This window comes from Nocardioides sp. ChNu-153 (genome assembly GCF_030466625.1).
Classification (GTDB): Bacteria; Actinomycetota; Actinomycetes; order Propionibacteriales; family Nocardioidaceae; genus Nocardioides.
Map to the genome: position 1 here is coordinate 70,333 of NZ_JADEVT010000007.1, position 23,806 is coordinate 94,138.

The 23,806-nt window shown below is 76.8% G+C and carries 23 protein-coding genes; 11 read left to right on the top strand and 12 right to left on the bottom strand.

The window, feature by feature from the left end; all coding sequences use genetic code 11:
- Window positions 1-145: 145 nt before the first annotated feature.
- Together INN71_RS10870 and INN71_RS10875 are read right to left on the bottom strand one after the other, a co-directional pair.
- Complete coding sequence (locus INN71_RS10870) at window positions 146-1,750, bottom strand: cation acetate symporter (RefSeq protein WP_277498844.1); 1,605 nt, start codon at window positions 1,748-1,750, stop codon at window positions 146-148.
- Window positions 1,747-2,130: a DUF485 domain-containing protein gene (locus tag INN71_RS10875; RefSeq protein WP_277498845.1), complete on the bottom strand. Its 384-nt coding sequence runs from the start codon at window positions 2,128-2,130 to the stop codon at window positions 1,747-1,749. Before INN71_RS10875 ends, INN71_RS10870 begins: the two co-directional genes overlap by 4 nt.
- 196 nt (window positions 2,131-2,326) lie before the next feature.
- On the opposite strand from INN71_RS10875, the gene INN71_RS10880 reads away from it, so the two are divergent.
- Window positions 2,327-3,115: an MBL fold metallo-hydrolase gene (locus INN71_RS10880; protein WP_277498846.1), complete on the top strand. Its 789-nt coding sequence runs from the start codon at window positions 2,327-2,329 to the stop codon at window positions 3,113-3,115.
- A gap of 80 nt (window positions 3,116-3,195) precedes the next feature.
- Here the strand turns inward: INN71_RS10880 and INN71_RS10885 are convergent, their stop codons facing one another.
- Genes INN71_RS10885 through INN71_RS10905 form a run of 5 tightly spaced genes read right to left on the bottom strand, consistent with a single transcriptional unit; the run spans window position 3,196 to window position 8,235 of the window.
- Window positions 3,196-4,770: a cation acetate symporter gene (locus tag INN71_RS10885; RefSeq protein WP_277498847.1), complete on the bottom strand. Its 1,575-nt coding sequence runs from the start codon at window positions 4,768-4,770 to the stop codon at window positions 3,196-3,198.
- On the bottom strand, window positions 4,767-5,183 hold the full coding sequence (locus INN71_RS10890; protein ID WP_277498849.1) for a hypothetical protein: 417 nt from the start codon (window positions 5,181-5,183) through the stop codon (window positions 4,767-4,769). Before INN71_RS10890 ends, INN71_RS10885 begins: the two co-directional genes overlap by 4 nt.
- A 2-nt stretch (window positions 5,184-5,185) precedes the next feature.
- On the bottom strand, window positions 5,186-5,950 hold the full coding sequence (locus tag INN71_RS10895; RefSeq protein WP_277498850.1) for a LytTR family DNA-binding domain-containing protein: 765 nt from the start codon (window positions 5,948-5,950) through the stop codon (window positions 5,186-5,188).
- 28 nt (window positions 5,951-5,978) lie between these two features.
- Entirely contained in the window at window positions 5,979-7,151 is a 1,173-nt protein-coding gene (locus tag INN71_RS10900; RefSeq protein ID WP_277498851.1) for a sensor histidine kinase, read from the bottom strand.
- A gap of 1 nt (window position 7,152) precedes the next feature.
- Entirely contained in the window at window positions 7,153-8,235 is a 1,083-nt protein-coding gene (locus INN71_RS10905) for a hypothetical protein (protein ID WP_277498852.1), read from the bottom strand.
- Window positions 8,236-8,405: 170 nt separating this feature from the next.
- On the opposite strand from INN71_RS10905, the gene INN71_RS10910 reads away from it, so the two are divergent.
- Complete coding sequence (locus INN71_RS10910) at window positions 8,406-10,934, top strand: bifunctional UDP-sugar hydrolase/5'-nucleotidase (RefSeq protein WP_277498853.1); 2,529 nt, start codon at window positions 8,406-8,408, stop codon at window positions 10,932-10,934.
- A gap of 101 nt (window positions 10,935-11,035) precedes the next feature.
- Window positions 11,036-11,776 (top strand): oxidoreductase, encoded by a 741-nt coding sequence (locus INN71_RS10915; RefSeq protein WP_277498854.1) that lies wholly within the window; start codon window positions 11,036-11,038, stop codon window positions 11,774-11,776.
- Between the two features lie 301 nt (window positions 11,777-12,077).
- Here the strand turns inward: INN71_RS10915 and INN71_RS10920 are convergent, their stop codons facing one another.
- Window positions 12,078-12,884, bottom strand: coding sequence for an HAD family phosphatase (locus INN71_RS10920; protein ID WP_277498855.1), 807 nt, complete (start codon window positions 12,882-12,884; stop codon window positions 12,078-12,080).
- 76 nt (window positions 12,885-12,960) lie between these two features.
- Between INN71_RS10920 and INN71_RS10925 the strand changes: the two genes are divergently transcribed.
- Window positions 12,961-13,779: a phosphotransferase gene (locus tag INN71_RS10925; protein ID WP_277498856.1), complete on the top strand. Its 819-nt coding sequence runs from the start codon at window positions 12,961-12,963 to the stop codon at window positions 13,777-13,779.
- Here INN71_RS10925 and INN71_RS10930 read toward each other — a convergent pair.
- The 3 genes from INN71_RS10930 to INN71_RS10940 are packed head-to-tail and all read right to left on the bottom strand — an operon-like array spanning window position 13,773 to window position 16,182.
- The gene (locus INN71_RS10930) at window positions 13,773-14,114 is read right to left on the bottom strand and encodes a hypothetical protein (protein WP_277498857.1); all 342 of its coding nucleotides are present in this window, start codon (window positions 14,112-14,114) and stop codon (window positions 13,773-13,775) included. The two genes, INN71_RS10925 and INN71_RS10930, sit on opposite strands and share 7 nt — an antisense overlap.
- A gap of 47 nt (window positions 14,115-14,161) precedes the next feature.
- A complete protein-coding gene (locus tag INN71_RS10935; protein WP_277498858.1) occupies window positions 14,162-15,550 on the bottom strand; it encodes a hypothetical protein in 1,389 nt (462 codons plus the stop codon).
- A complete protein-coding gene (locus INN71_RS10940) occupies window positions 15,550-16,182 on the bottom strand; it encodes a hypothetical protein (RefSeq protein WP_277498859.1) in 633 nt (210 codons plus the stop codon). Before INN71_RS10940 ends, INN71_RS10935 begins: the two co-directional genes overlap by 1 nt.
- Window positions 16,183-16,374: 192 nt before the next feature.
- Here INN71_RS10940 and ssd point away from each other — a divergent pair, with 192 nt between their 5' ends.
- From ssd to INN71_RS10975, 7 genes are all read left to right on the top strand, one after another.
- The gene (ssd, locus tag INN71_RS10945; RefSeq protein ID WP_277498861.1) at window positions 16,375-17,523 is read left to right on the top strand and encodes a septum site-determining protein Ssd; all 1,149 of its coding nucleotides are present in this window, start codon (window positions 16,375-16,377) and stop codon (window positions 17,521-17,523) included.
- Complete coding sequence (locus INN71_RS10950) at window positions 17,520-18,695, top strand: TadA family conjugal transfer-associated ATPase (RefSeq protein WP_277498862.1); 1,176 nt, start codon at window positions 17,520-17,522, stop codon at window positions 18,693-18,695. The genes ssd and INN71_RS10950 overlap by 4 nt, the downstream gene beginning before the upstream one ends.
- Window positions 18,692-19,492 (top strand): type II secretion system F family protein, encoded by an 801-nt coding sequence (locus INN71_RS10955; RefSeq protein WP_277498864.1) that lies wholly within the window; start codon window positions 18,692-18,694, stop codon window positions 19,490-19,492. Before INN71_RS10950 ends, INN71_RS10955 begins: the two co-directional genes overlap by 4 nt.
- Window positions 19,489-20,211 carry a type II secretion system F family protein gene (locus INN71_RS10960; protein WP_277498865.1) on the top strand — a complete coding sequence of 241 codons (723 nt, stop codon included), beginning with the start codon at window positions 19,489-19,491 and terminating at the stop codon, window positions 20,209-20,211. The genes INN71_RS10955 and INN71_RS10960 overlap by 4 nt, the downstream gene beginning before the upstream one ends.
- A 188-nt stretch (window positions 20,212-20,399) precedes the next feature.
- Entirely contained in the window at window positions 20,400-20,615 is a 216-nt protein-coding gene (locus INN71_RS10965; RefSeq protein ID WP_277498866.1) for a DUF4244 domain-containing protein, read from the top strand.
- 118 nt (window positions 20,616-20,733) lie between these two features.
- Window positions 20,734-21,060, top strand: coding sequence for a TadE family type IV pilus minor pilin (locus tag INN71_RS10970; RefSeq protein ID WP_277500560.1), 327 nt, complete (start codon window positions 20,734-20,736; stop codon window positions 21,058-21,060).
- On the top strand, window positions 21,057-21,452 hold the full coding sequence (locus tag INN71_RS10975; RefSeq protein ID WP_277500509.1) for an Rv3654c family TadE-like protein: 396 nt from the start codon (window positions 21,057-21,059) through the stop codon (window positions 21,450-21,452). The genes INN71_RS10970 and INN71_RS10975 overlap by 4 nt, the downstream gene beginning before the upstream one ends.
- Here INN71_RS10975 and INN71_RS10980 read toward each other — a convergent pair.
- Entirely contained in the window at window positions 21,434-23,770 is a 2,337-nt protein-coding gene (locus INN71_RS10980) for a DEAD/DEAH box helicase (RefSeq protein WP_277500511.1), read from the bottom strand. The genes INN71_RS10975 and INN71_RS10980 overlap by 19 nt on opposite strands.
- Between the last annotated feature and the right edge of the window lie 36 nt (window positions 23,771-23,806).

Sequence of the window (23,806 nt, forward strand, 5' to 3'; positions counted from 1 at the left end):
CTCCTCCTCCGCCCGCGGGGGGCGGTCGGTGCTGGGCGGCTGGTCGTTCGTCAGCCTAGGCCGGTGCTCCCGTCGTACGACGGGACTGCTGCGCGTGCGTGACGGTGGGGACCCCCGGTGGTCCCGGGAGTCCCCACCGCGGGGCTCAGTGCTGGCTCGCCCCCTCGGCGCCCGCGCCGGTGAGCGCGCGGACCTCGAGCTCGGCGTAGAGCGCCTCGGAGTGCGACTCCCGCGACGTCAGGGTGCCGATGATGCCGAGCAGGAAGCCGGCGGGGATCGACACGATGCCGGGGTTGTTGAGCGGGAAGATCGCCCAGTCGCTGTCGGGGAACAGCGACGTCTCGGCGCCCGAGGTCACCGGCGAGAGGAGCACGAGGCCCACGCTGGTGATGAGGCCCCCGTAGATGCTCCAGGTCGCGCCGCGGGTGTTGAAGCGCTTCCAGAACATGTTGAAAAGGATCGCCGGCAGGTTCGCCGACGCGGCGACCGCGAAGGCCAGCGCCACGAGGAAGGCGATGTTGAGGCGCTGCGCCGGGATGGCGAGCACGATCGCGACCGCGCCGATGGCGAAGGCGGCGATGCGGGCGACCCGCACCTCGTCCTTCTCCGAGACGGTGCCCTCCTTCTTGAACACGCCCTTGTAGAGGTCGTGCGCCACCGAGGAGGACGACGCCAGCGTCAGGCCGGCGACCACCGCGAGGATGGTCGCGAAGGCGACCGCCGAGATGAGCGCCAGCAGGATCGCGCCGCCCGTCGAGCCGTCACCGCCACCGACCGCCTCGGCGAGGAGCGGCGAGGCGAGGTTCGAGTTGTCGCCCACCGTCGAGCCCTCGGAGGTGTCGAGCAGCGCCGCGGCCCCGAAGCCGAGCACCAGAGTCATCAGGTAGAAGGCGCCGATGAGACCGATGGCCCACAGCACGGACTTCCGGGCGTCGCGCGCCGTCGGCACCGTGTAGAAGCGGATGAGGATGTGGGGGAGTCCCGCCGTACCGAGCACGAGGGCCAGGCCGAGCGACAGGAAGTCGATCTGCGAGGTCAAGGTGGAGCCGTACTGCAGGCCGGGCTGCAGGAACGCGTCGCCCTTGCCCGAGTTGTCCGCGGCCTCGCCGAGCAGCGCCGAGAGGTTGAAGTCGAACTTCAGCATGACGAGGAAGACGATGAGCGCGGAGCCGAGCATGAGCAGGACGGCCTTGACGATCTGCACGTACGTCGTGCCCTTCATGCCGCCGACGACGACGTAGAAGATCATCAGCAGGCCGACGCCGACGATGGTGAGGTTCTTGACCGCCTCGCTGGACACGCCGAGCAGGAGGGCGACGAGCGTGCCGGCGCCGACCATCTGCGCGAGCAGGTAGAAGATCGAGACGACCACGGTGGAGACCGACGCGGCCGTGCGCACGGGGCGCTGGCGCATCCGGAAGGCGAGCTGGTCGGCCATCGTGTAGCGACCCGCGTTGCGCAGCATCTCCGCGACGAGCAGCAGCGCGACGAGCCAGGCGACGAGGAAGCCGATCGAGTAGAGGAAGCCGTCGTAGCCGTAGAGCGCGATGGCCCCGGAGATGCCGAGGAACGAGGCGGCCGACATGTAGTCGCCGCCGATCGCGAGGCCGTTCTGGAAGCCCGAGAACGAGCGCCCGCCGGAGTAGAAGTCGGTCGCGGACTTCGTCTGGCGCGAGGCCCAGAACGTGATCCCGACGGTGAGGAGGACGACGCCGAGGAACAGCGCGCTGGTGAGGAACTGCTGGCTCATCGCGAGTCGTCCTTCCGGAGGTGGTGGCCGCCGGCGGCGCCGCGGGTGTCGTAGCGGTCGAGCAGCTCGGCCGCGAGGGGGTCGAGGGTCCGCGTCGAGTGGCGCGAGTAGAGCCAGGCGATGCCGAACGTCGTGACGAACTGCAGCAGGCCGAAGATCAGGGCGACGTTGACGTTGCCGACCACCTCGGTGTTCATCAGGCCGGGCGCCCAGTTGGAGAGCGCGACGTAGGTCAGGTACCAGACGAGGAACGCGACGGTCCACGGCAGCGCGAAGCCGCGGTAGCGGCGGCGCAGCTCGGCGAACTGCGCCGTCGAGTGCAGGTCGGCGTAGATCGGTTCGGACGTCGAGCGGTACCTCTGCTCGGACGGTTCGGGCATCGTTGCCTCCTCGGCGGGGATGTGAGCACGGTCACGCTAGGTGTGGTCGCGCTCACGGGCGACGCCGCGGGCCGCCCGGGTCGGTGGGCGGCGCCGCGGGTCGCCGAGCGGTCGTCCGGGCGCGACGAACGGTCGCGGGGCGGGCGTCCTCGCGGTCCGCCCCCCGCGCCCCTGGCCGGGGTGCCAAGATCGGGTCATGCGCGTGCACCACGCCGTCGCCGGCGTCCTCCGTCCCCGGTTCGCAGCGCGGGCGGTCTGCCACGTCCTCGTCGTGGAGCACGAGGCGGGCCTCGTGCTCGTCGACGCCGGTCTGGGTACGGCGGACCTCGCCGACCCGCGCCGGCTCGGCCCGGTCGGGCGGATGCTGCGGCCCGACCCCGACCCGAGCACCACCGCCCTCGCGGCCGTCCTGGCCCTGGGTCACAGCGCCACCGACGTCACCCACGTCGTGCTCACCCACCTCGACTTCGACCACGCCGGCGGGCTGTCCGACTTCCCGCAGGCGGTCCTGCACACCACGACGACCGAGTGGGCCGCCGCGACGGTCGCGACGCACGCGCCGGAGCGGCTGCGCTACCGCCCCGTGCAGTGGGCGACGACGAGCGACGTACGTCGGCACGCGGGCCCGGGCGAGCCGTGGCGCGACGGGCTGCGCGGGCACGAGGTGCTGCCGGGCATCACGCTCGTGCCGCTGGCCGGGCACACCCGGGGCCACGCGGCGGTCGCCGTCGAGGGCGACGCCGGGCTCGTCGTGCACGCGGGCGACGCGGCGTTCGACGCCAGCACCTTCGGGGCGTGCGACCCCGGCACCGGCGACGCGTTCGGCACGCTGCCGGCGCTGCGGGCGTTCGAGGCGGTGGCGTGCCGCCAGCCGTGGCGGCTGCGCCGCAACCACGCCGCCCTGCGGCGCCTCGACGCCGACCCGGCCGTCACCGTCGTCACCGCGCACGACCCCCGCCAGCTGCCCCCCGACGCGGAGGTCTGAGCGCCGGGACCCGTTCGTGGTGGGAGCGCCAGGCATTCCGCGGCGCTGCCACCACGAACCGGCGCCGGGCCCCGCCGCGCTCAGCCCCGGTCGAGCTCGACGGCCTCGGGGGTGTGGAGCCGCACCATGAACCGGTCGACGCCCTCGGGCACCCGCGCCCGGGTCGCGCGGCTGACGCCGACCATCGTGGCGAAGGCGAGCGGCACGCTCCACGCGGCGGGCTGCGTCACCAGCGCCACGCCCCAGCCCTCGCCGCTGGCGGAGCCGAGCACGAGCGCCGCGACGACCCCGACGAAGGAGCCGAGCCCGCCCACGACGAGCCCGGCCAGCGCCCCGGCGGCGGTCAGGCCGCGCCACCAGATGCCGAGCACGAGCAGGGGGCAGAACGTCGAGGCCGCCACCGCGAAGGCCAGCCCGACCGACCGCGCGACCGGGATCCCCGGAGCCGCCAGCGCGGCGAGGCAGGGCACGCCCGCCGCCAGCACGGCGGCGACGCGGAACGCCGCCACGGGCCCGAGCCCCCGCGTGGCGTGCCGGCTGCGCGTCACGGCCTGGCTGAGCACGCCGGCGACCGCGATCGTCAGGCCCGACGACGTCGACAGGAACGCCGCGAAGGCCCCCGCGGTCAGCACGGCGGTGAGGGCGTCCGCCAGCGTCCCGTCGGTCATGAGGCCCGGCAGGCGCAGCACGACCGTGTCGGCCCCGCCCGCCTCGACGTCCGCGCCGTACACGCGGCCGAGCGCGCCGTACACGGGCGGCAGCAGGTAGAACAGGCCCAGCAGCCCCAGCACCCCGAGGGTGGTACGGCGGGCGGCCCGGCCGTCGGGGTTGGTGTAGAACCGCACGACGACGTGGGGCAGGCCCATCGCGCCGAAGAACGTGGCGACGATGACGGAGTAGGTCAGGTAGAGGCCCTCGGGCCCGTCGCTCAGCCCGCTCGTGCCGCCACCGAAGGGCGTCGACCAGCCGTCGTCGCCGGTGCCGGAACCGGTCCCGGAGCCCGTCGCCAGGTCGTCGGGCAGGGGGCGGCCGTCGCCCAGCCACACGACGGCGAGGACGGCGAGCGGGGCGAGCAGGGCGGTCAGCTTCAGCCAGTACTGGAACGCCTGGACGAACGTGATCGAGCGCATGCCGCCCGAGGCGACGCCGACGAGCACGACGGCGGCCACCACGAGCCCGCCGAGCCAGCGGGGCGCCCCCGTCACCGCGGTCAGCGTGATGCCGGCGCCCTGGAACTGCGGCAGCAGGTAGAGCCACCCCACGGCGACGACGAGCAGCGCGCAGGCCGCGCGCACGGCCCCCGAGGCCAGCCGCGCCTCCGCGAAGTCCGGCAGCGTGTAGGCCCCCGAGCGGCGCAGCGGGGCGGCGACGAGGGCGAGCAGCACGAGGTAGCCCGCGGTCCAGCCGACGGGGTACCAGAGCATCTCCGCCCCGAACGCCATCACCAGCCCGGCGACGCCGAGGAACGAGGCGGCCGAGACGTACTCCCCGCCGATCGCCGAGGCGTTGAGTCCCGGCCCCACGCTGCGCGAGGCCACGAAGAAGTCGCTGGTGGTGCGCGAGAGCCGCAGGCCCCACGTCGAGATCACGAGGGTGACGACGACGACGAGCGCGACGGCCCCCGCGCCCCAGGTGGGGTCGAGGTCGCCGCTCACCCCTGCTCCTCCCCGGCCCTGCGGGCCACGAGCTCGGCGAAGTCGCGCTCGTTGGCCTCGGCGCGGCGCACGTGCAGCCAGCCGAGGCCGAAGAGCAGCGGGTAGACGGCCCCGGCGAGCACCGCCCACGCCAGCGGCACGCCCAGCATCCGCACGTCGGCCAGCGACGGCACGAGGTAGAACAGCGCCGGCAGGCCGCCCAGCCCGACCACCAGCCCGCCGACGGTCAGCAGGCCCAGGCGCAGCTGCTCGCGCAGCAGCGAGCGGAGGTAGACCTCGCCGACCGCGGTGCCCGCGTCGATCTGCTCCGCTCCCGTCGTACGACGGACCGCGCGGCGCGGCGGGCCCGTCACCCGCACCCGCGCCGACGGCGGCAGCGGCCGCGGCGGCTCGGGGAGGTCGTGGGGGTCCACGCTCAGCGGGCCCCGACGCGACCGGCGAGCACCTCGCGCAGCGCCCGGGTGTGGCGCCGGCTCACGCCCAGCTCGGTGCCGTCGACGAGCACCGTGCAGCGGCCCGCGTCCATCCGCACCTCGGCCACGTGCGCGAGCGCGACGAGCAGCGAGCGGTGCACGCGCACGAAGCCCGCGCCGGCCCACTCCTCCTCGAGCGTGGTCAGCGGGGTCCGCACGAGGTACGACGCCGCCTCGCCGTCGACGCGCGCGTGCAGCCGGGCGTAGTCGCCCTGCGCCTCGACGTACCGGATCGTGGAGCGGGGCAGGAAGCGCGTCACCCCGCCGCGCTCGACGCGCACCTGCTCGTCGTCGGCCGGGGCCGGCGGGGGAGCGCTGCGGGCGAGCACCCGCCGTACCGCCTCGGCGAGGCGCTCCTCGCGCAGCGGCTTCAGCAGGTAGTCCACGGCGCTGAGGTCGAAGGCCTCGAGCGCGTGCTCCTCGTGCGCGGTCACGAACACGACGGGCGGGGGCTCGCGGAACGCGGCCAGCACCCCGGCGAGCTCCAGGCCGCTCAGGCCCGGCATGGCGATGTCGAGGAACACGACGTCGACCCCGCCCTCGTGGAGCACGCGCAGCGCCTCGGTCGCCGACGCGCAGACCCGCACCTCGCCGACGCGCGGGTCGCGGCCCAGCAGCCAGGCCAGCTCGTCGCGGGCCGGCTGCTCGTCGTCGACCACGAGCGCGACGGGGAGGGGCGCCGCGCCGGGGGGAGTGGCCTGGATCACCGCACGACCGTAGCGCGGGCGCAGCCCCTCACGGGTGCACGCCCGGCGCGAACTTGGGCACGCGGACCGTCACCTTCGTGCCGGCGCCGGGCGCGGTCTCCACGACGAGGCCGGCCTCGTCGCCGTACGTCGCGCGGAGCCGGGCGTCGACGTTGCCGAGCCCGACCGACGGGTGCACGCCCTCGCCGTCCCCCCGGCCGCCGGGCGCACCTGGCCCGCCGCCCGTCACGTCCTCCCCGGCCAGCACCCGCGCGATGCGCTCGGGGTCCTCGCCCGCCCCGTCGTCCTCGACCTCGACGACGCAGAGCCGGCCCAGGTCGCGCGCGACGATCGTGACGGTGGTGACGGGGCGCGGCGAGCCGGCCAGCCCGTGCCGCACGGCGTTCTCCACCAGCGGCTGCAGGCAGAGGAAGGGCACGGTCACGCCGAGCACCTCCGGGGCGATCCGCAGGCGCACCGCGAGGCGGTCGCCGAAGCGCGCCTGCTCTAGCAGCAGGTAGCGCTCGATGGCGCGCAGCTCGTCGGCCAGCGTCGTGAACTCGCCGTGGCGGCGGAAGGAGTAGCGCGTGAAGTCGGCGAACTCGAGCAGCAGCTCGCGGGCCCGGTCGGGGTCGGTGCGCACGAAGCTGGCGATGGCGCCGAGGGAGTTGTAGACGAAGTGGGGGCTGATCTGGGCCCGCAGCGCCCGCACCTCGGCCTCGACGAGCCGGTTGCGCGACGCGTCGAGCTCGGCGAGCGCGAGCTGCCCCGAGACCCAGACCGCCACCTCGTCGGTGGCCCGCACGAGCCGACCCGTCGAGCGGGGCGCGACGACGACGAGGGTGCCGACGACGTCGTCCTCGACCACGAGCGGGCTCGCGATCGCGGCGCGGGCGAGGCACCCGTCCGCGGTGCAGGGCAGCTCGTCGGCGTCGGCGAGGAGGGTGACGCCCGCGTCGACGGCCCGGGCGGCCAGCGCGGCGCACTGCTCGGCGTGGTGGGCGCCGATGCCGTCCCAGGCGAGGACGCCGTCGGCGCCGGTCAGCGCGACGGCGGGCGTGCCGAGCAGGGCACGCAGGTGGCGCACGGCCCGCTCGGCGCTGTCGGCGCGCAGGCCCTCGCGCAGCGCGGGCGCGGCGAGCGAGGCGTTGTGGAGCGTGCGGAAGGTCGCGCGGTCGGCCTCCGTGCCCAGGTGGGTGCGGCGCCTGCTCCAGCGCGCCACGTCAGCGGAAGCGGATGAGCAGGTCGCCGTCGCCCTCGTCGGGCTCCTCGACCTCCGCGGCCGGGGCCGCGGGGCGGGTGGAGGCGGCGGGGGGCGCGCCCCGCCGGGCCGGGCGCGCGCGGTCGTCGCCGAGCGCGGCGCGGACCGGGGGCATCTCGCCGGTGTCGACCACGTAGGTGATGACGCCCTCGGCGGTGTCGCCGATGTCGAACGTGGGCTGCGGGCGCGGCGGGGTACGGCGCTCCCCGCCCCCCGCGGCCTCGGCGGCCTCCGCGTCGGCGGGCGGGGTGGAGGTGGCGGCCTCGCCCCGGTCGTCGCGCTCACCCGACGCGTCCGGGGTCGCGTCGGTGCCGTCCGTGCCGTCCGTGTCGCCCTCGGCGGCGCGGCGGGAGGCGTTGCGCGCCGCGCGCTCGGACAGCTCGGCGGCCTCGGCCGCGGCGCGGACGCGCTCGGTCACGGTCGCCCAGGCCTCGGCGAGCACGGGGGCACGGTGGCAGTGGCTGATCCACGGCAGCTGCATGCCGTCGGGGCCGCGGCCGTAGTCGTCGTAGAGCGCGAGGGCGTCGGCGACGGCGCGCTCCTGCTCGGAGTGGCTGCGGGCGAGCACGGCGGGCAGGCGGCGCACGACCTCGGCCAGCCCGTCGCGGGTGACGACCTGCCAGTGGCGGAACGACTCGGTGCCGACCGACCCGAAGTACGGCGACGCCACCAGCGGGGCCGTCGGGTCGGGGGCCCCGCCGAGGCGGAGCGCGGCGCCGAGCTTGCGGACCCAGGGGATGCGCTGGTCGTGCTCCTGCGCGAGCACCGCGACCTGGCCGCCGGGGCGCAGGACGCGCGCCGCCACCTCGAGGTCGGGGAGCTCGTGCAGCGCGACGATCGCGTCGACGGAGCGGTCGGGGAGGCTCATGGAGCCGTCCTCGCTGGCGCGCACGTCGTACCCCAGCGCGGCGAGGGCCTCGGCGAGCGTGGCCGTGCCGCGGGGGTCGCCGACGAGCACCACGGTGCGCCCGGACTGGCCCGCCAGCCAGGCGGCGGCGTCCGGGGGGAACGGGGAGGTGCGGGTCTGCGCGGACAGCTGGTCCATGGTGCGCCCGAGGCTACCGGCGCCGCGTCCGGCGGGGGGCTCGCCACGCCGCCGCCGACGCCGCTCCGACGCCCGTTCGTCACAGAACTTTCACCCGTCGGGACGGGGCTCTCAGGAAATTCTCGGGATAGCGTTCCGAGGCCACCCTTTTACCCTCGAGAGGTACCGCGTTGTCCGTTCACCAGGTCCCCCCGACGACCGCCCGTTCGCGTGTCGGTCGTCTCGCGGCGCTGGCCGTCGCGTCCGCCACGGCGTGCGTCGTCGTGCCGGTCGCCGTCGCGCCGTCCGCCACTGCGGCCGACCCCGTCACGATCCAGCTCCTCAACCTCAACGACTTCCACGGTCGCATCGACGCGAACACGACGAAGCTCGCCACCACCGTCGAGGGTCTCCGCGCCCAGCACGGTGACGACAGCACGCTGCTGCTGTCGAACGGCGACAACATCGGCGCCTCGCTCTTCGCCTCCGCCGTGCAGCAGGACGAGCCCACGCTCGACGTGCTGAACGCGCTCGACGTCGCCGCGTCGTCGGCGGGCAACCACGAGTTCGACCAGGGCTACGACGACCTGACCGGTCGGGTCGCCGACCGGGCCGAGTTCCCCTTCCTCGGCGCGAACGTCTACGACAAGGGCACGACGAACCCGGCCCTGCCGGAGTTCGAGCTGCTCGAGGTGCAGGGCCAGACGGTCGCCGTCATCGGCGCCGTGACGCTGGAGACCGAGGACATTGTCTCGCCGGCGGGCATCGCGACCATCGAGTTCGGCGACCCCGTCGAGGCCGTCAACCGCGTGGCGGGCGAGCTGAGCGACGGCGACGAGGCCAACGGCGAGGCCGACGTCATCGTGGCGGAGTACCACGAGGGCGCCAACGCGGCCACGAGCCTCGACGCCGCCAAGGCCGACCGCCCCGAGTTCGCCGACATCGTGGACGGCACGTCCGCGGCCGTCGACGTCATCTTCACGGGCCACACGCACCAGAAGTACGCCTACGACGCGCCCGTCCCCGGCGGCGAGGGCACCCGCCCGGTCCTCCAGACGGGTCAGTACGGCGAGAACGTCGGCCAGGTCCTCCTCAGCGTCGACCCCGCGACGGGCGACGTGGTGTCCTACCAGCAGGCCAACGTGGCCCGCTCGGCCACGGAGAACGTCGCGCTCCCGCGCGTGGCGGCGGTCAAGCAGATCACGGACGCGGCCCTGGCCTTCGCGGCCGAGGTCGGCAACCAGCCGGTCGGCGAGATCACCGGCGACATCACCCGCGCCTACAACTCGGCCGGCGCCGCGGTCCGCGACGCCCAGTCGAGCCTCGGCGGCCTCGTCGGCAACGCGCTGCGCGACGGCATCCCGTCCGACCTCGGCGCGGCCGACATCGGCATCGTCAACCCGGGCGGCCTGCGCGACGACCTGCTCTTCGCGGGCAACCCGTCCGTCCCGGGCAACACCGACGGCGTCGTGACGGTGGCCGAGGCCAACAACGTGCTGCCGTTCCTCAACAACATCTGGCTCGTCGAGCTGACGGGTGCGGACCTGAAGGCCGTGCTCGAGCAGCAGTGGCCGGTCGAGGGCCGCAGCACCACGCTGCGCCTCGGGCTCTCGGACAACATGTCGGTGACGGTCGACCCGGCCGGCCCGGTGGGTGACCGCGTCAAGAACATCTGGATCGACGGCGAGCTCGTCGGCCCCGAGGACACCTACACGGTCTCGACGTTCAACTTCCTCGCGCAGGGCGGCGACAGCTTCTCGGCGTTCACCAACGGCACGAGCCGCGACACCGGCCTCGTCGACCGCGACCTCTGGCTGTCCTACCTCGAGGACAACAGCCCGATCGACCCGGACTTCGCGGTCCGCCAGGTGAACGCGCCCGCGGTGCCGACCCAGCTGGGCGTCGGTGAGACGGCCGAGTTCACCGTCGCGGGTCTCGACCTGACCTCGCGCGGCGCCCCGGCCAACGAGGCGCTCGTCGCCGAGGTCTACGACGCGGAGGGCGAGTTCGTCGCCGACGCGGGCGAGTTCACCGTCACCGGCGGACAGGCCGCGGTCGAGCTGCAGGTGCCGATCGAGGCCGAGGCGGGCGACTCCGTCTACCTGGTCTCCTACCCGGGCGGCACCGTCGTCGGCCCGATCGAGGTCGTGGACAACCGTCCGGCCTCCACCGTGACCGGCCCGGGCACCGCGACGGGCTTCTACAACCAGTACACGGCGATCCCCGTCCAGGTGGACTCGGCCGAGGGCACGGGCACCGGCGTCGTCGAGCTGCGCTGGGGGAGCTACGTCCACCGCGCCGCGGTGGGTGCGGACGGCCGCGCCGTCCTCGCGCTGCCGAAGACCTTCGCCCCGGGCACCTACCGGGTCGGCGTCTACTACCTGGGTGACGAGTCCACCGCGCGCTCCAGCGCCGGCGTGGTCGTGACGATCAACAAGGCCCGCTCGGTCCTGAAGATCTCGGCGTGGCCGCAGCCCATCCCGACGGGCCGCACCGGCACGCTCGGCATCGAGGTCGGCAACTCCAGCGGCGCGCCCTACTCGGGCTGGGCCAACGTGTCGTACGGCGGCACCGGCCTGCGCGTCTTCGTCAACCGCGGCTTCGCCCGCGTGACGCTGCCGCCGAAGAACACCGGCTGGTACCGCCTCACGGTGTGGACCGACGGCACCAACCTGATCGCGCCCGCCGCGGCCGCGATCTCGGTGCCCGTCCGCCGCTGACGCACCCGCTCCACCCGCTCCACCACCGACAGGGAGTCGGCCCCGCAGGGGGTCGGCTCCCTGTCGCCGTCCGGGGCCGAGGGCCTGGGTAGCCTGCGCGGGTGACCGCGTCCAGCCCCGACCCGCTCGCCCACCTGCTCGCCCTCGAGGGGGTCGGGTCGGCGTACGCGGCCGCGCGCGACGGCATCGACGTCATGCTGCGGGACCGCGGGCTGCGGCGTACCTCCCCGGAGACCACGGCCGAGTCGCTCCTGCGCGGTGCCCACGCCAGCGCGGCGCTCGAGGGGTCCGCCTCCTCGCTCACGCAGGTGCGGGAGGGGGAGGGTGACGACGTCGCGCAGGACGCGCTGCGGGTCTCGACGGCGCTGCTGGGACTGGCCCCGCAGCTGCGGCAGGCGCCGCTCATGGTCTTCGCCCGGCTGCACGCGCTGGTCGCCGCGGGCTCGCTGCCCGAGGAGCGGCTGGGCCGCCCCCGCGACGCGGAGGCGGCGGCGCGGCTGCGGGGGATCGCCGATCTCCTGCTGGGCTCCCGCGAGACGCCGGCGCTCGTCGTGGCCGCGGTCGTGCACGCCGAGCTCGCCGCGTCGGCGCCGTTCGGCTCCCACAACGGCATCGTGGCGCGCGCCGCGGAGCGGCTCGTGCTCGTCGCCCGCGGCGTCGACGAGAAGTCGCTGGTGGTGCCCGAGGCGGGCCACCTCGCGCTGCGCCGGGAGTACGAGTCGAACCTGCGCGGCTACCGCGACGGCGGACGGGCCGGGGTCCACGCCTGGCTGTTGTACGGCGCCGAGGCCTTCGCGGCCGGCGCCGAGGCGAGCCCCCTGCGGCGCGGGGCGACGGACTGATCGGCCCGCCGCGGCGCAGCGAACGGCCCCCGGAGTCGCGTAGATCCAGGGGCCGTTGCTGACACGCACCTCCGATGGCTACCAAGCGTGCATCTGGTTGCTGCCGCGGGAGTCCCGCTGACAGGCGCCCTGTGAGAAGGGTGGATCGCCGCGTGGGTACCCGGTGGTGCGTGGGGCTCTGTCGAGTTGTGCTGCCTGGTGGTGATCCGCCGCGTCCGGCGTGCTCCCTTGTCTACGCCTGTGACCTGGGTCACGCAAGGGGTTCCTCGACGGTAACTTCGCGCGTCTCGCGACGGACCCGTCAGGCGGTACGGCGGCGCCGCCGCACCTGCGACCAGGCCACGCCGCCGAGGGTCAGGGCCCCGCCCAGCGCGAGGGCGGTGATGGTGGGGCCGGGCGGGGGCAGCCGCAGCCGGGCGCGCAGGGCGACGGGCTCGTCGAAGACGAGGACGGGCCAGTCGTTCGCGACGGCGACCCGGCGCAGCTCGCGGTCCGGGTTGACCGCGGAGGGGTGACCGACCGCCTCGAGCATCGGCACGTCGGTGATCGAGTCGCTGTAGGCGTAGCTGGCGGAGAGGTCGTAGCCGCGCTCCTCGGCCAGCGCCCGCACCGCGTTGGCCTTCTCCTCGCCGTACGCGTAGTAGGCGATCTCGCCGGTGTAGCGCCCCTCCGCCTCGACGAGGCGCGTCGCCACGACGCGGTCGGCGCCGAGCATGGCGCCGATCGGCTCGACCACCTCGGAGCCGGAGGTCGAGACGATCACGACCTCGCGCCCGGCCCGCTTGTGCTCGTCGATGAGGGTGACGGCCTCGTCGTACACGAGCGGGTCGACGATGTTGTGCAGGGTGTCGGAGACGATCTCGCGCACCGTGGCCACGTCCCACCCGGCGGTCATGGCGGACAGGAACTGCCGCATCTTCTCCATCTGGTCGTGGTCCGCGCCGCCGACGAGGTAGACGAACTGGGCGTACGCCGAGCGCAGCACCGCGCGCCGGGAGATGAGGCCGCCGGCCTGGAAGGGCTTGCTGAACGCCAGCGTGCTGGACCTCGCGATGATCGTCTTGTCGAGGTCGAAGAACGCCGCGGTGGGCGCGGGGCCGGCTGGCATGCCTCCCAGGATAGGCGCCGGGGGCGAGGCGGGGGCGGGATCGGGACCGGTCCGGGAGGCACCTAGGGTCGGGCCGGTGGACACCCGCGACCTGCTGGAGATCGCCGCCCGCCTGCTGCCGACCGCGGACGTCGAGGGCGCCCGGGTCGACCGGTCCGGCGCCACGCACGACGTGGTCCTGCTCCCCGGCACGGCGGTGGTCCGCGTCGCGCGGAGCGAGCGCGCCGCGGCCCAGCTGCCCCGGCGCACCGAGCTGCTGCGCCGGCTGGGCCAGCGGCACCCGGCCCTCGGTGCCCCCGCGGTGCTGACCGACGTCGTCGACGGCGCCGTCGCGCTCGGCTGGGTGGACGGCGCCCCCTCCACGCGGGCGCCCGTCCCGGCCGTGGCCGCCCTGCTGCGCGAGCTGGCGACGGTCGACCTGGACCCGCTGGCCGACGTGCTGGGCGAGCCGCACGAGTACGCCGGGCGCGGCGAGTGGGCCGCGCTGCTCGACCAGCACGTCGTCGAGCGCCTCCCGCCGTCGTGGCGGAGCGAGGCGCGCCGCCGCATCGACGCCGCGCTCGCCCTGCCGCCCGTCGAGCCCGTGCTGGTGCACGGCGACCTCGCCGGGCCGAACCTGCTGTGGCGCGACGGCCGCCTCGCCGGCGTCGTCGACTGGGACCTGGCCCAGCCCTTCGACCCGGCGGTGGACGCGGCGTGCCTGGCCTCCTTCGGGTGGCACGTGGTGCGGGCGGTCGTCGACCCGGCGACGTACGCCCGGGCGCGGACCTGGCAGGCGACGTTCGGCCTCGAGCTCCCGCTGTCCGCCGTCCTCGACGGGCGCCCCGCGGCCGAGGTGGACGCGCTGATCGGGCGCACGCAGCAGTGGCTCTCGGCCACCGCGGGCCGCTACTGAGCCTCGCGCAGCTCCGCGCCGGAGGGCCGGGAGCGGAAGCCGAGGTCGGCCGGGGTCACCTCGCCGCCGTCGGGCAGGCGGCCGACGAGGTAGACCGCCACGCGGGCGCCGTCGGTGCCGAGCACGCGGCCCACGACGCCGAGCGCGGCACGGAACGCCGCGGGCGCCGCCACCTCGACGTACCCCCGCACGGAACCGCCGCCGCTGGCGTCGGTGCGGTAGGCGAGGTCGACGGGGCCCACGCCCTCGAGCCGCAGCAGCGCACCGGCCAGCTCGGCCTCGACCTGCTCGGGGGAGCGGCCGGAGGCGCCGAGCAACCGCGTCAGCCAGCCCATCGTGTCCCCGTCACCCGGCCATCATGGCGCGGTGGCGCCAGGCCCGCTCAGGTGCCCTCGCGGCGCGGCACGTCGCGCCCGATCGGCACGTCGACCGCCGAGGCCGAGCCGTCGGGCCCGACGAGGAACGGCGCCATCGACGGGTCGGACTGGTAGGCGCGCAGCTGGTCGCCCAGCGCGGAGTCGCTCGCGAGCGCGTCGTGCACCGTGCGGATGTAGGCCTCGTGGCTGTGGTTGCCGAGCACGTCGTTCCACGCCGCGGGGCTGGGCAGCTCGACCTGCTGGCCGACGGAGGGGAGCCCGCCGGGCTGCCAGCCGCCGAGGTCGGCGCGCGGCACGGGGTCGAGGGAGTGGCCCATCTGCAGCACCTGCACGCCCTCGATGCGCAGGTGGTCGACGGGCGAGCCGTAGGTGACCATGTTCGTCACGTTGAACCGCTCCCGGAACCCCGGGTCCGCGGCCAGGTGGCCGGTGATCATGCCGCCCTGCGAGTGCCCGACCATGAGCACCGGCGCCCCGGCCGGGATGCCGGCGCGCTCCATCGCGGCCCGCACCGACTCGGCCGCGGCCGTGGGGTTGCCGGCCATGAGCTGCACGTTGGCGGTGAGGTCGCGGGGCATGGTGCCGCCGCTCGGGCTCCACGTCTCGGTGCCGGGCACGGCGACGACGTACGCCGGGGTGCCCCCGTTGTCGACCCTGACGATGCGCACCTCGCCGTCGCTGCCGGGGGTCGTGCCGTTCGTGTAGGCGTCGGTCACCGACTGCATGATCGCGTCGAGGCTGCGCGGTGGCTCCAGGGCGGGGCGCGACGAGGGGCCACCGTCGTGGGCGGGCACGGCGACCGGGTCGCCCGCGCGGCCCCCGCCCTCGGTGAACCAGCGCCGGTCCTCGCCCGTCCAGAGGTTCACGCCGACACCGGCGAGGGCGCCGAGGCCGGTGATCGCGCTGGCGGCGATCGAGGCGACGCTGTGGTCGCCGCGCCCCAGGAGGACGTCGAGCACCTTGCCCTGGAGGTCGAGCTGGGCCCCGAGGAAGCGGCCGAGCGCCTGCCCGCCGGCGACGAGCCGGTCGCCGATCCAGTCACCGACCCGGCCCAGCAGGCCCTGGGGCTCCGGCGGAGGACCCTGTGGCCCGGCCGACCCGCCCGCGGCACCGGTCGCCCCCTCGCCGCCGGAGGCCACCTCCTGGGCGTCGGCCTCGGCGCGCAGGCGCACCGCGAGCTCGAAGAGGTGCTCGGCGACGAGCACGAGCTGCGGGCGGCGGGTGAAGGACCACTCGCCGCGCACGCGCTCGGCGTCCGGACCGGTCCACGTGAACCCCTCGAGCGCCGCGTCGAGGCGGGCGGCGAGGTCGCGGACCGCCGTGGCCCCGTCGGTCATCGTGTCGGCCGCGGCGAGCCCCGCCGCCACGTCCATGCCGTGCGTCACGAGCGTCATCACGCGGCCCCCGGCCGCTGCTCGAGGAGGCGCACGAGGTGGTCGAGCGCGCCGGCGACGTCCCACTGCAGCGTCGCGGCCAGCGCGCCGGCCCGCTCGCCGGTGACGATCGTCGTGCCGAGCGGGCCCTCGCCCACGCCGTACAACCCGGTGGCGGTGACGAGCCAGGTGCGGACCGCGAGGGAGTCCGGGGGCGGGGTCGCCCCGGGCGGGCCGGGTACGGCGGGCGCGGTGGGCACGTGGGCGCCGACGCTCGTCGTCACGACGTGCAGCGCCGTGGTGGCGAGGTCGGCGGGCGGCTCGGTGCGGTCCTCGGGGCGGCTGATCGCCGGGTCCGCGACGACGTGCGCGAGGTCCGGCAGCAGGTTCCGGACCGTCGGCCAGAGCGCGGCGGTGGGGAAGGTCGTCGTACGGGGGCCGGGTGCGCCCGCCGGTGCACCCGCCGCGGCGGTGGGGGCGACGGGGGTGCGGAGCGCCCCCCGGCTGCCGAGGAGCACGAGGTCGCTGCGCACGGTCGTCGTGCCCGTGGTGACGGCGACGCGGAGGGCGACGTGGGGGGCGTCGGGCGGCAGGCCGGGGACGCCGGGGACGGCGGGGGCGCCGGGGTCGCCCGGCGGGGAGGAGGTGGACACGGGAGGCCCCTTTCGACGCGTGGGCTCCACCGTCGCGCCTGCGGGCCGCGGGCGGCAGGTGGAAGGTTCCGGTACGTCGCGCCCCGGGTGCGGCGCGCCGCTTCTCGTCCCCAGGCCGGCGCCGACGTCCGGTCGTCCCCAGGGCGCGGTTGCCGGCAGCGGGTGGCCCGTCGTGGCGGTGACCGTGGGTCCATGTGGACACGAGCGCGGAGCGGCGCGGCCCGGAGCGACCCGTCGGACGCCGGCGAGCCGGGGGCGCCGCCCCTGCTCGCCACGGCCGACCCCGACCTGCGGGCGGCGGTGGAGCGGCTGGCCGCGGCGACCGGCGCCGGGCTCGAGGTGGTGGAGGACCCGGTGGCCGCGCTGGCGCGGTGGCAGACGGCGCCGCTGGTGCTCGTCGGCGCGGACCTCGCCCCCACCCTGGGCGACCTGCGCCCGGCCCGCCGCGACGCGGTGCACGTGCTGGCGGCGACGGACCCGCCGCCGGTCACCTACCGCGCGGCCGTCGAGCTCGGGGCGAGCAGCGTGGCCGCCCTGCCCGGGGCGACGGAGTGGCTGGCCGAGCAGCTCGGGGACCAGGAGGACGCGCGCGGGGGTTCCCGGACCGTCGCCGTCGTCGGGGGCAGCGGGGGAGCGGGAGCGACGGTCCTGGCGTGCGCGGCGGGGGCGGTGGCCGCCGCGGCAGGCCCCGCCGTCGTCGTCGACCTCGACCCCTGGGGGCCCGGCGCCGACCGCCTGCTCGGCCTGGAGGACGCGGACGGCGTCCGGTGGGACGCCCTCGCCGGCACGGTGGGACGCATCGGTGGCCGGGCGCTGCGCGAGGCCCTGCCGCGCCGTGGTGACCTGGGCGTCCTCACGCAGGGTGGCGCGGGCGGCTCGGGCAGCTCGGGCGGCCCGGGGGGCCCGACAACGGGCGGGGGCGAGGAGCCGCCGCTCGAGGTGGTCCGCGAGGTGCTGGCCGCGGCGGGCCGCGGCCACGACACGGTGGTACTGGACCTGCCCCGCCGCTCCGACGCCCGCACCGCGGAGCTCGCCGCCCGCGCCGACCTGGTGGTCGTCGTGGTGGACCCGACCCTCGCGGGCGTCGCCTCGGCGGCCCGGGTGGTCGGGTGGCTGGGAGGTACGACGCCGGTCGGCGTCGTGGTGCGCGGCCCCGGGGCGCGACCCGAGCAGGTGGCGCGGGCGGTGGGGGCGCCGCTGGTGGGGGAGCTGCCCTCGCGGCCGCGCTTGGTCGAGCCCGTGCTCCTCGGGGTGGGTCCGCTGCGCGTGCGGGGCGCGCTGGCGGCGGCCGCCGCCCAGGTGCTCGACGTCGTCGGGGCGACCGTGGGGCGTGCGGCGTGAGCGCCGTGCCGCACCTGGTGGACGCCGTCCGCGACCAGCTCGCCGGCGAGCTGGCCGAGCCCGGTGCCCTGACTCCCCGCCGCGTCGCGGCCGCCCTGCGCGACCTCGGCCGGCCGGTCGGGGACGCGACCGTCCTCGCGGTGCACGAGGAGCTGCGGCGGGAGGTCGGCGGCGCCGGTCCCCTCGAGCCGCTCCTGCGCCTGCCCGACGTGACCGACGTGCTGGTCAACGGCGCGGACGACGTCTTCGTCGACGTCGGCGAAGGGCTCGAGCGCACGGACGTGCGGTTCGTCGACGAGGCGGCCGTGCGTCGGTTGGCGCAGCGGCTGGCGGCCCGCGCCGGTCGTCGCCTCGACGACGCCGTGCCGCACGTCGACGCCCGGCTGCCCGACGGCACCCGGCTGCACGCGGTGCTGGCCCCCGTGGCCCGGCCCGGGACGCTCGTCAGCCTGCGCGTGCCGCGGCCCGGCCGACTGGGCCTCGACGACCTGCTCGAGCGCCGGGCGGTGACGCCGGAGGGAGCCCGGCTGCTCCACCGGCTCGTGGCGCGCCGTCGGGCGTTCCTCGTCAGTGGAGGCACCGGGTCGGGGAAGACGACCCTGCTGGGCGCGCTGCTGTCCCTGGCGCCCCGGCACGAGCGCATCGTGCTGGTCGAGGACTCCAGCGAGCTGCGGCCCGAGCACCCGCACGTGGTGGCGCTCGAGGCGCGGCCGGCGAACGTGGAGGGCGCGGGGGAGGTCACGCTCCGCACGCTGGTGCGCCAGGCGCTGCGCATGCGCCCCGACCGGCTGGTCGTCGGGGAGGTGCGCGGCGCCGAGGTGGTGGAGCTGCTGGCGGCGCTCAACACCGGGCACCAGGGCGGCTGCGGCACCGTGCACGCCAACAGTGCGCGGGACGTCGTCCCCCGGGTGGAGGCCCTGGCCCAGGCCGCCGGCCTGCCCCGGGCCGCCGCCCACAGCCAGCTGGCCGCGGCGTTGGACGTCGTGCTCCACCTCGGCCGGGGCCGCGACGGGAGGCGGCGGCTGGCGGAGGTCGCCGTGCCCGTGCGCCGCCCCGACGGTCTCGTCGAGGCCTGGCCGGCCGTCGAGTTCGACGCGTCCGGGGGTGTTCGCCTCGGTCCGGGGGCCGAGCGGCTGGAGGAGCTGCTCGGCGACCAGGACGGTGAACCGTGAGCGGCCTCGTCGCCGGTGCGGCGGCCGGTGCCGCCGTCCTCCTGCTGGCGCCGTCGCGCCCGCGGGTCGGCGGCCGGGGTGACGCGACCGCGGGGGGCCCACAGCGCCCCGCCGGCACGCTCGTCGTCGCCGGGGTCGTCGCCGGCGGCACCGCGCTCGTCCTCGGCGGGGGCGGGATCGTGGCCGTGTGGGCGGCCCTCGGTACGGCGGTGCTGCTGGCCGGGCGCGCCCTCCTGGCCCGCCGGGCGTCCGCCCGGGCCGCGGCCCGCACGCGGGAGCGCGTGGTGTCCGTCTGCGAGGCGCTGGCCTCGGAGCTGCGATCGGGGCGGCCACCCGCGACCGCCCTCGCGGCGGCGGCGGAGGAGTGGCCGGCGGTGGCCGGCGTACGACGCGCCGAACGCCTCGGTGCCGACGTGCCCACCGCCTGGCGGGCGCTGGCGCGGTCGCCGGGGGCGGACGACCTGCGGCTGGTCGCGGCCGCCTGGCAGGTCAGTGCCCGCACCGGCGCCGGTCTCGCCGAGGCCCTGGCGCGGGTGGCCGCGCTGGCCCGCGCGACGCAGGGCACCCGCCGCGTCGTCGCCTCGGAGCTGGCCTCGGCGCGCGCGACCGCCCGCCTCATGGCCGGCCTGCCGGTCGTGGCGCTGCTGATGGGCGGCACGACGGGCGGGGACCCCGTCCACTTCCTCACCGCGACGCCGGTGGGCCTCGGGTGCCTCGCGGGCGGCCTGGTCGCGGGGTTCCTGGGCCTGTGGTGGATCGAGGCCATCGCCGACGACGTGACCCGGTCGGCGTCGTGAGCGGCGCCGCCGTCGTGGCCGCCCTCTGCGCGGCCGGTGCGTACCTCGCCGTCGGCCCCCCGGCGCCGCGGGTGCGCCCCCGGGCCGCCGGTGGTGAGGGGCCCGCACGCTCCGACCTCCTGCAGCGCTGGGCCGTCCTCTGGTGCGGGTGCGCCGCGCTGGGGGTGGTGTCGTTCGTCGGGGGCCCGCTCGGCTGGCTCCTGGGCGCGGGCGCGGCCGCCGGGTTGTGGACGCTGCTGCGCCGCTCGGAACCCGCCTCCGTGCGCCGCCACCGAGCCCGGCTGCGGCGGGAGCTGCCCGCCCTCGTCGAGATGTACGGCGCGGCCCTCGGCTCCGGCGCCGCCCCCGGACCGGCCCTCGACGTCGTGCGCCTCGCCCTCCCCGGCCCGGCCGCGGCGGAGCTCGCCCCGGTGGCGGCGCGGCTCGGGCTGGGGCTCGAGCCCACGCAGGTCTGGGCCCGTCTCGGCGTCGACAGCCCACCGTTGGCCCCGCTCGGGCGCGTCATGGTCCGGGCGCACGAGTCCGGTGCCGGTGTCACGGCTGCCGTCCTCGACCTCGCCGACGAGCTCGCCGCCCAGGAGCGCGCGGGGGTGGAGGACCGGGCGCGCACCGTCGGGGTGCGGGCCGCGGTGCCCCTCGGCGTGTGCCTGCTGCCCGCCTTCCTGCTCCTCGGCATCGTGCCGCTCGTGGCGGCGGCCGTGGACGGCATCCGGTGGTGAGGGACGTGCCGCAAAGCGTCCCCAGCCGGACGGTGGCCCCGCCCCCTCCACAGTCCGCCCGCGGCCCGGCCCGCCGGCCCGCCCGCCGTCGGAGGGTGGCTGCGTCGCCCGAGGGGCGGCCCGGCGGCGGTCCCGCGCCCCGGTCATCCGCGCCGGTCCGACCGGCGCGACACGAAGGAGGAGACACCGTGCGAGCACACCTGACGAGGCCCCGTCGGAGCCGGAGGGGCCGCACCCGGCCCCGGGCCGACCAGCGGGGCATCACGACGGCGGAGTACGCCGTGGGCACCGCCGCCGGCGCCGGCCTGGCCGGGTTGGCCTTCCAGCTGCTCACCGGCGGGCTGGGCAACCAGATGCTGACCTCGATGTTCGACCACGTCCTCGGTCTGATCGGGGTCGGATGAGAGCCGGGCGTGGGGGGGGCGGGGGCGGCCCCCCCCCCCCCCCCCCCCCCCCCCCCCCCCCCCCCGCCCCGCCCCGCCGGCCCGCCCCCGGAACCGGGCGCAGGACCAGCGGGGCGTGGTGACGGCGGAAGCGGTCATGGTGCTTCCCGTGCTGGTGCTCGTCACCCTCGCGCTGAGCTGGCTCGTCGGTCTGGGGGTCACCCAGGTGCGGGTGGTCGACGCGGCCCGTGAGACGGCGCGGGCGGCGGCGCGCGACGACGACCCGGCGGCCAGCCTCGCCGCCGGCCGGCGGGTGGCGCCCGACGGCGCGTCGGTGTCGGTGGCGTCGCAGGGTGACGAGGTCGTGGCGACCGTCCGCGTCGACACGGGCGGGCCGCCGCTGCTGGGCTGGGTCCCCGGCGTGCAGCTGTCGGCGACCGCCGTCGCCGCGAGGGAGGAGCGGTGAGGACCGCGACCCCGCGGGTGCGGGGTCGGGCCGCCCGCGGGCGGGACGAGGGTGGCTTCGCGACGGTGGCGGCGCTGGGCATGGTCATGGTGCTCGCGACGGTCGCGCTGGCCGTGGCGGTGGGCGCCGCTCTCGTGGTCGACCACCGGCGCGCGCAGGCGGCTGCGGACCTCGCGGCGCTCGCCGGCGCGACGGCGCTGGGGGGCACGGGCGACGCCTGCGGGGCCGCGGCGAGCACCGCGGAGGCGAACGCCGCCCGCCTGGCCTCGTGCGAGGTGATCGGGCGCGACGTCCGCGTCGAGGTGGTGGTCGAGCACGACTCGCTGGCGGGCCGCGTGGCCGAGCTGCGCGGCACGGCCCGCGCCGGCCCGGCTCAGGCCACGGGTGCGTGACGCAGGAGGGCGTCGAGCAGGCGCCCGGCCGCCTCCTTGTCGAGCGGCTGGTTCTGGTTGCCGCACTTCGGCGACTGCACGCACGACGGGCAGCCCGCCGGGCACTCGCAGCCCGCGATCGCCTCGCGGGTGGCGCGCAGCCAGGCGGGCGCGGCGGCGTACCCGCGCTCGGCGAAGCCCGCCCCGCCCGGGTGCCCGTCGTACACGAAGACGGTCAGCGTGCCCGTGTCCGGGTGCAGCACGGTCGAGACGCCGCCGATGTCCCAGCGGTCGCAGGTCGCGAAGAGCGGCAGCAGCCCGATGGAGCAGTGCTCCGCCGCGTGCGCCGCGCCCGGCAGGTCGATCGCGTCGATGCCCGTCTCCTCCAGCACGGCGGCCGGCACCGTCCACCAGACCGCGCTCGTGCGCAGCGACCGGGTGGGCAGGTCGAGGGGCTGCTCGCCCATCACCTCTCCACCGGGTTCCCGGCGGCGCAGGAACGAGACGACCTGGTGGTTGACCTCCACGGTGCCCAGCGCGAGGCGGCAGCCGCCCCAGTCGGTCGACTCCGACGTGGCGACGACCTGGATGTCGGTGACCTCCCGCGCCGAGGTCGAGTACGGCGGGTCCGCCCGCCGCATCACCGCGACGTGCTCGTCCAGGTCGAGGGACTCCACCAACCAGGTCTCGCCGAGGTGCAGGTAGACGGCGCCCTCGTGGGCCTCCCCGTGGGCGCGGGCGGCGTCCACCGTGCCGACCACGCGGCCCGTCTCCGCCTCGACCAGCTGCACCGCCCGGCCCCCGGTCGAGCGGAGGTCGGCCAGCTCGCTGGCACGGCGGCGGTCGGTCCAGAACCAGCCGTGCGGACGGCGCCGCAGCAGCCCGGCCTCCACCAGCTGCTCCACGATGCCGGCAGCGGTGGCGCCGAAGAGCGGCAGGTCCTCGGGGGTCAGCGGCAGCTCGGCCGCCGCGGCGCACAGGTGGGGCGCGAGCACGTACGGGTTGCCCGGGTCGAAGACCGTGGCCTCGACGGGCGCGGAGAACAGCGCCTCGGGGTGCGTCACCAGGTAGGTGTCCAGGGGGTCGTCGCGCGCCACCAGCACGCCGAGGGCGTCCTGCCCCGCGCGACCGGCCCGGCCCACCTGCTGCCACAGGGCCGCGCGGGTGCCCGGGAAGCCCGTGACGAGCACCGCGTCGAGCCCCGCCACGTCGATGCCCAGCTCGAGCGCGTTGGTCGCGGCGAGCGCCAGCAGCTCGCCCGAGCGCAGCGCGTGCTCGATCGCCCGCCGCTCCTCGGGGAGGTAGCCACCCCGGTACGACGTGACCCGCCCCGCGAGCGACGGGTCGACCTCGGCCAGGTGGTCGCGGGTCGAGCGCGCGACCTGCTCGGCCCCGCGGCGCGAGCGCACGAAGGCCAGCGAGCGCACCCCGTCGACGACGAGGTCGGCCAGCAGGTCGGCCGCCTCCGTGGTCGCGGCGCGGCGGACGGGCGCCCCGTTCTCGCCGGCGAAGGACGTGAGCGCCGGCTGCCACAGCGCGACGGCGACCTCGCCGCGAGGCGAGCCGTCGCGGGTGACGGCCTCGACCTCGAGACCGGTGAGGCGACCGGCCGTCCCCGCCGGGTCGGCCGCGGTGGCCGAGGCGAGCACGAACGTGGGGGACGCGCCGTACCGGGCCGCCACCCGCCGCAGCCGTCGCAGCACCTGGGCCACGTGCGCGCCGAAGACGCCCCGGTAGTGGTGGCACTCGTCGACGACCACGTAGCGCAGCGAGCGCCAGAACGTCGCCCACCGGGCGTGGTCGGGCAGCATCGAGTGGTGCAGCATGTCGGGGTTGGTCAGCACGTACTCCGCGTGGTCCCGCGTCCAGTCCCGCAGCTCGGGGGGACTGTCCCCGTCGTGCGTCGTCACCCGCACACCGGTCCCCAGCGCCTCGAGCCCGGCCCGCTGGTCGGCGGCCAGCGCCTTGGTGGGGGACACGTAGAGCGTGGTCGCGTCCCGCCGGCCCCGGCTGTTGCGCGCCTCGAGCGCCGCCGTCAGGGCCGGGAGCGCGTAGGCGAGCGACTTGCCCGACGCCGTCCCGGTCGCCACGACGACGTGACGCCCGGCGTGGGCCGCGTCGGCCGCGTGCACCTGGTGGCCCCACGGCAGCCGCAGGCCGTTCCGCTCGTACGCCGCCCGCACGTCCGCGTGCACCCACGCCGGCCAGGCGGCGGTGGTGGCCTCCCGGGCCGGCACCACCTCCACGTGCCGCAGCCGCTCGAGCCGGTCGGCCGTCGCCGCGAGGCGGGCCAGGCGCGGCGGCAGCGTGCCCGTGGGGCAGGGGTGGGTGGTGGTCACGGATCGAGTGTCGCAAGGACCACCGACATCCAGGTC

Bases quoted from the DNA above. Each gene is read 5' to 3' on its own strand.
- INN71_RS10880 (WP_277498846.1), top strand. From the start codon at position 2,327: ATGCGCGTGCACCACGCCGTCGCCGGCGTCCTCCGTCCCCGGTTCGCA.
- INN71_RS10935 (WP_277498858.1), bottom strand. From the start codon at position 15,550: ATGACGCTCGTGACGCACGGCATGGACGTGGCGGCGGGGCTCGCCGCG.
- INN71_RS10870 (WP_277498844.1), bottom strand. From the start codon at position 1,750: ATGAGCCAGCAGTTCCTCACCAGCGCGCTGTTCCTCGGCGTCGTCCTC.
- ssd (WP_277498861.1), top strand. From the start codon at position 16,375: ATGTGGACACGAGCGCGGAGCGGCGCGGCCCGGAGCGACCCGTCGGAC.
- INN71_RS10905 (WP_277498852.1), bottom strand. From the start codon at position 8,235: ATGGACCAGCTGTCCGCGCAGACCCGCACCTCCCCGTTCCCCCCGGAC.
- INN71_RS10875 (WP_277498845.1), bottom strand. From the start codon at position 2,130: ATGCCCGAACCGTCCGAGCAGAGGTACCGCTCGACGTCCGAACCGATC.
- INN71_RS10930 (WP_277498857.1), bottom strand. From the start codon at position 14,114: ATGGGCTGGCTGACGCGGTTGCTCGGCGCCTCCGGCCGCTCCCCCGAG.
- INN71_RS10920 (WP_277498855.1), bottom strand. From the start codon at position 12,884: ATGCCAGCCGGCCCCGCGCCCACCGCGGCGTTCTTCGACCTCGACAAG.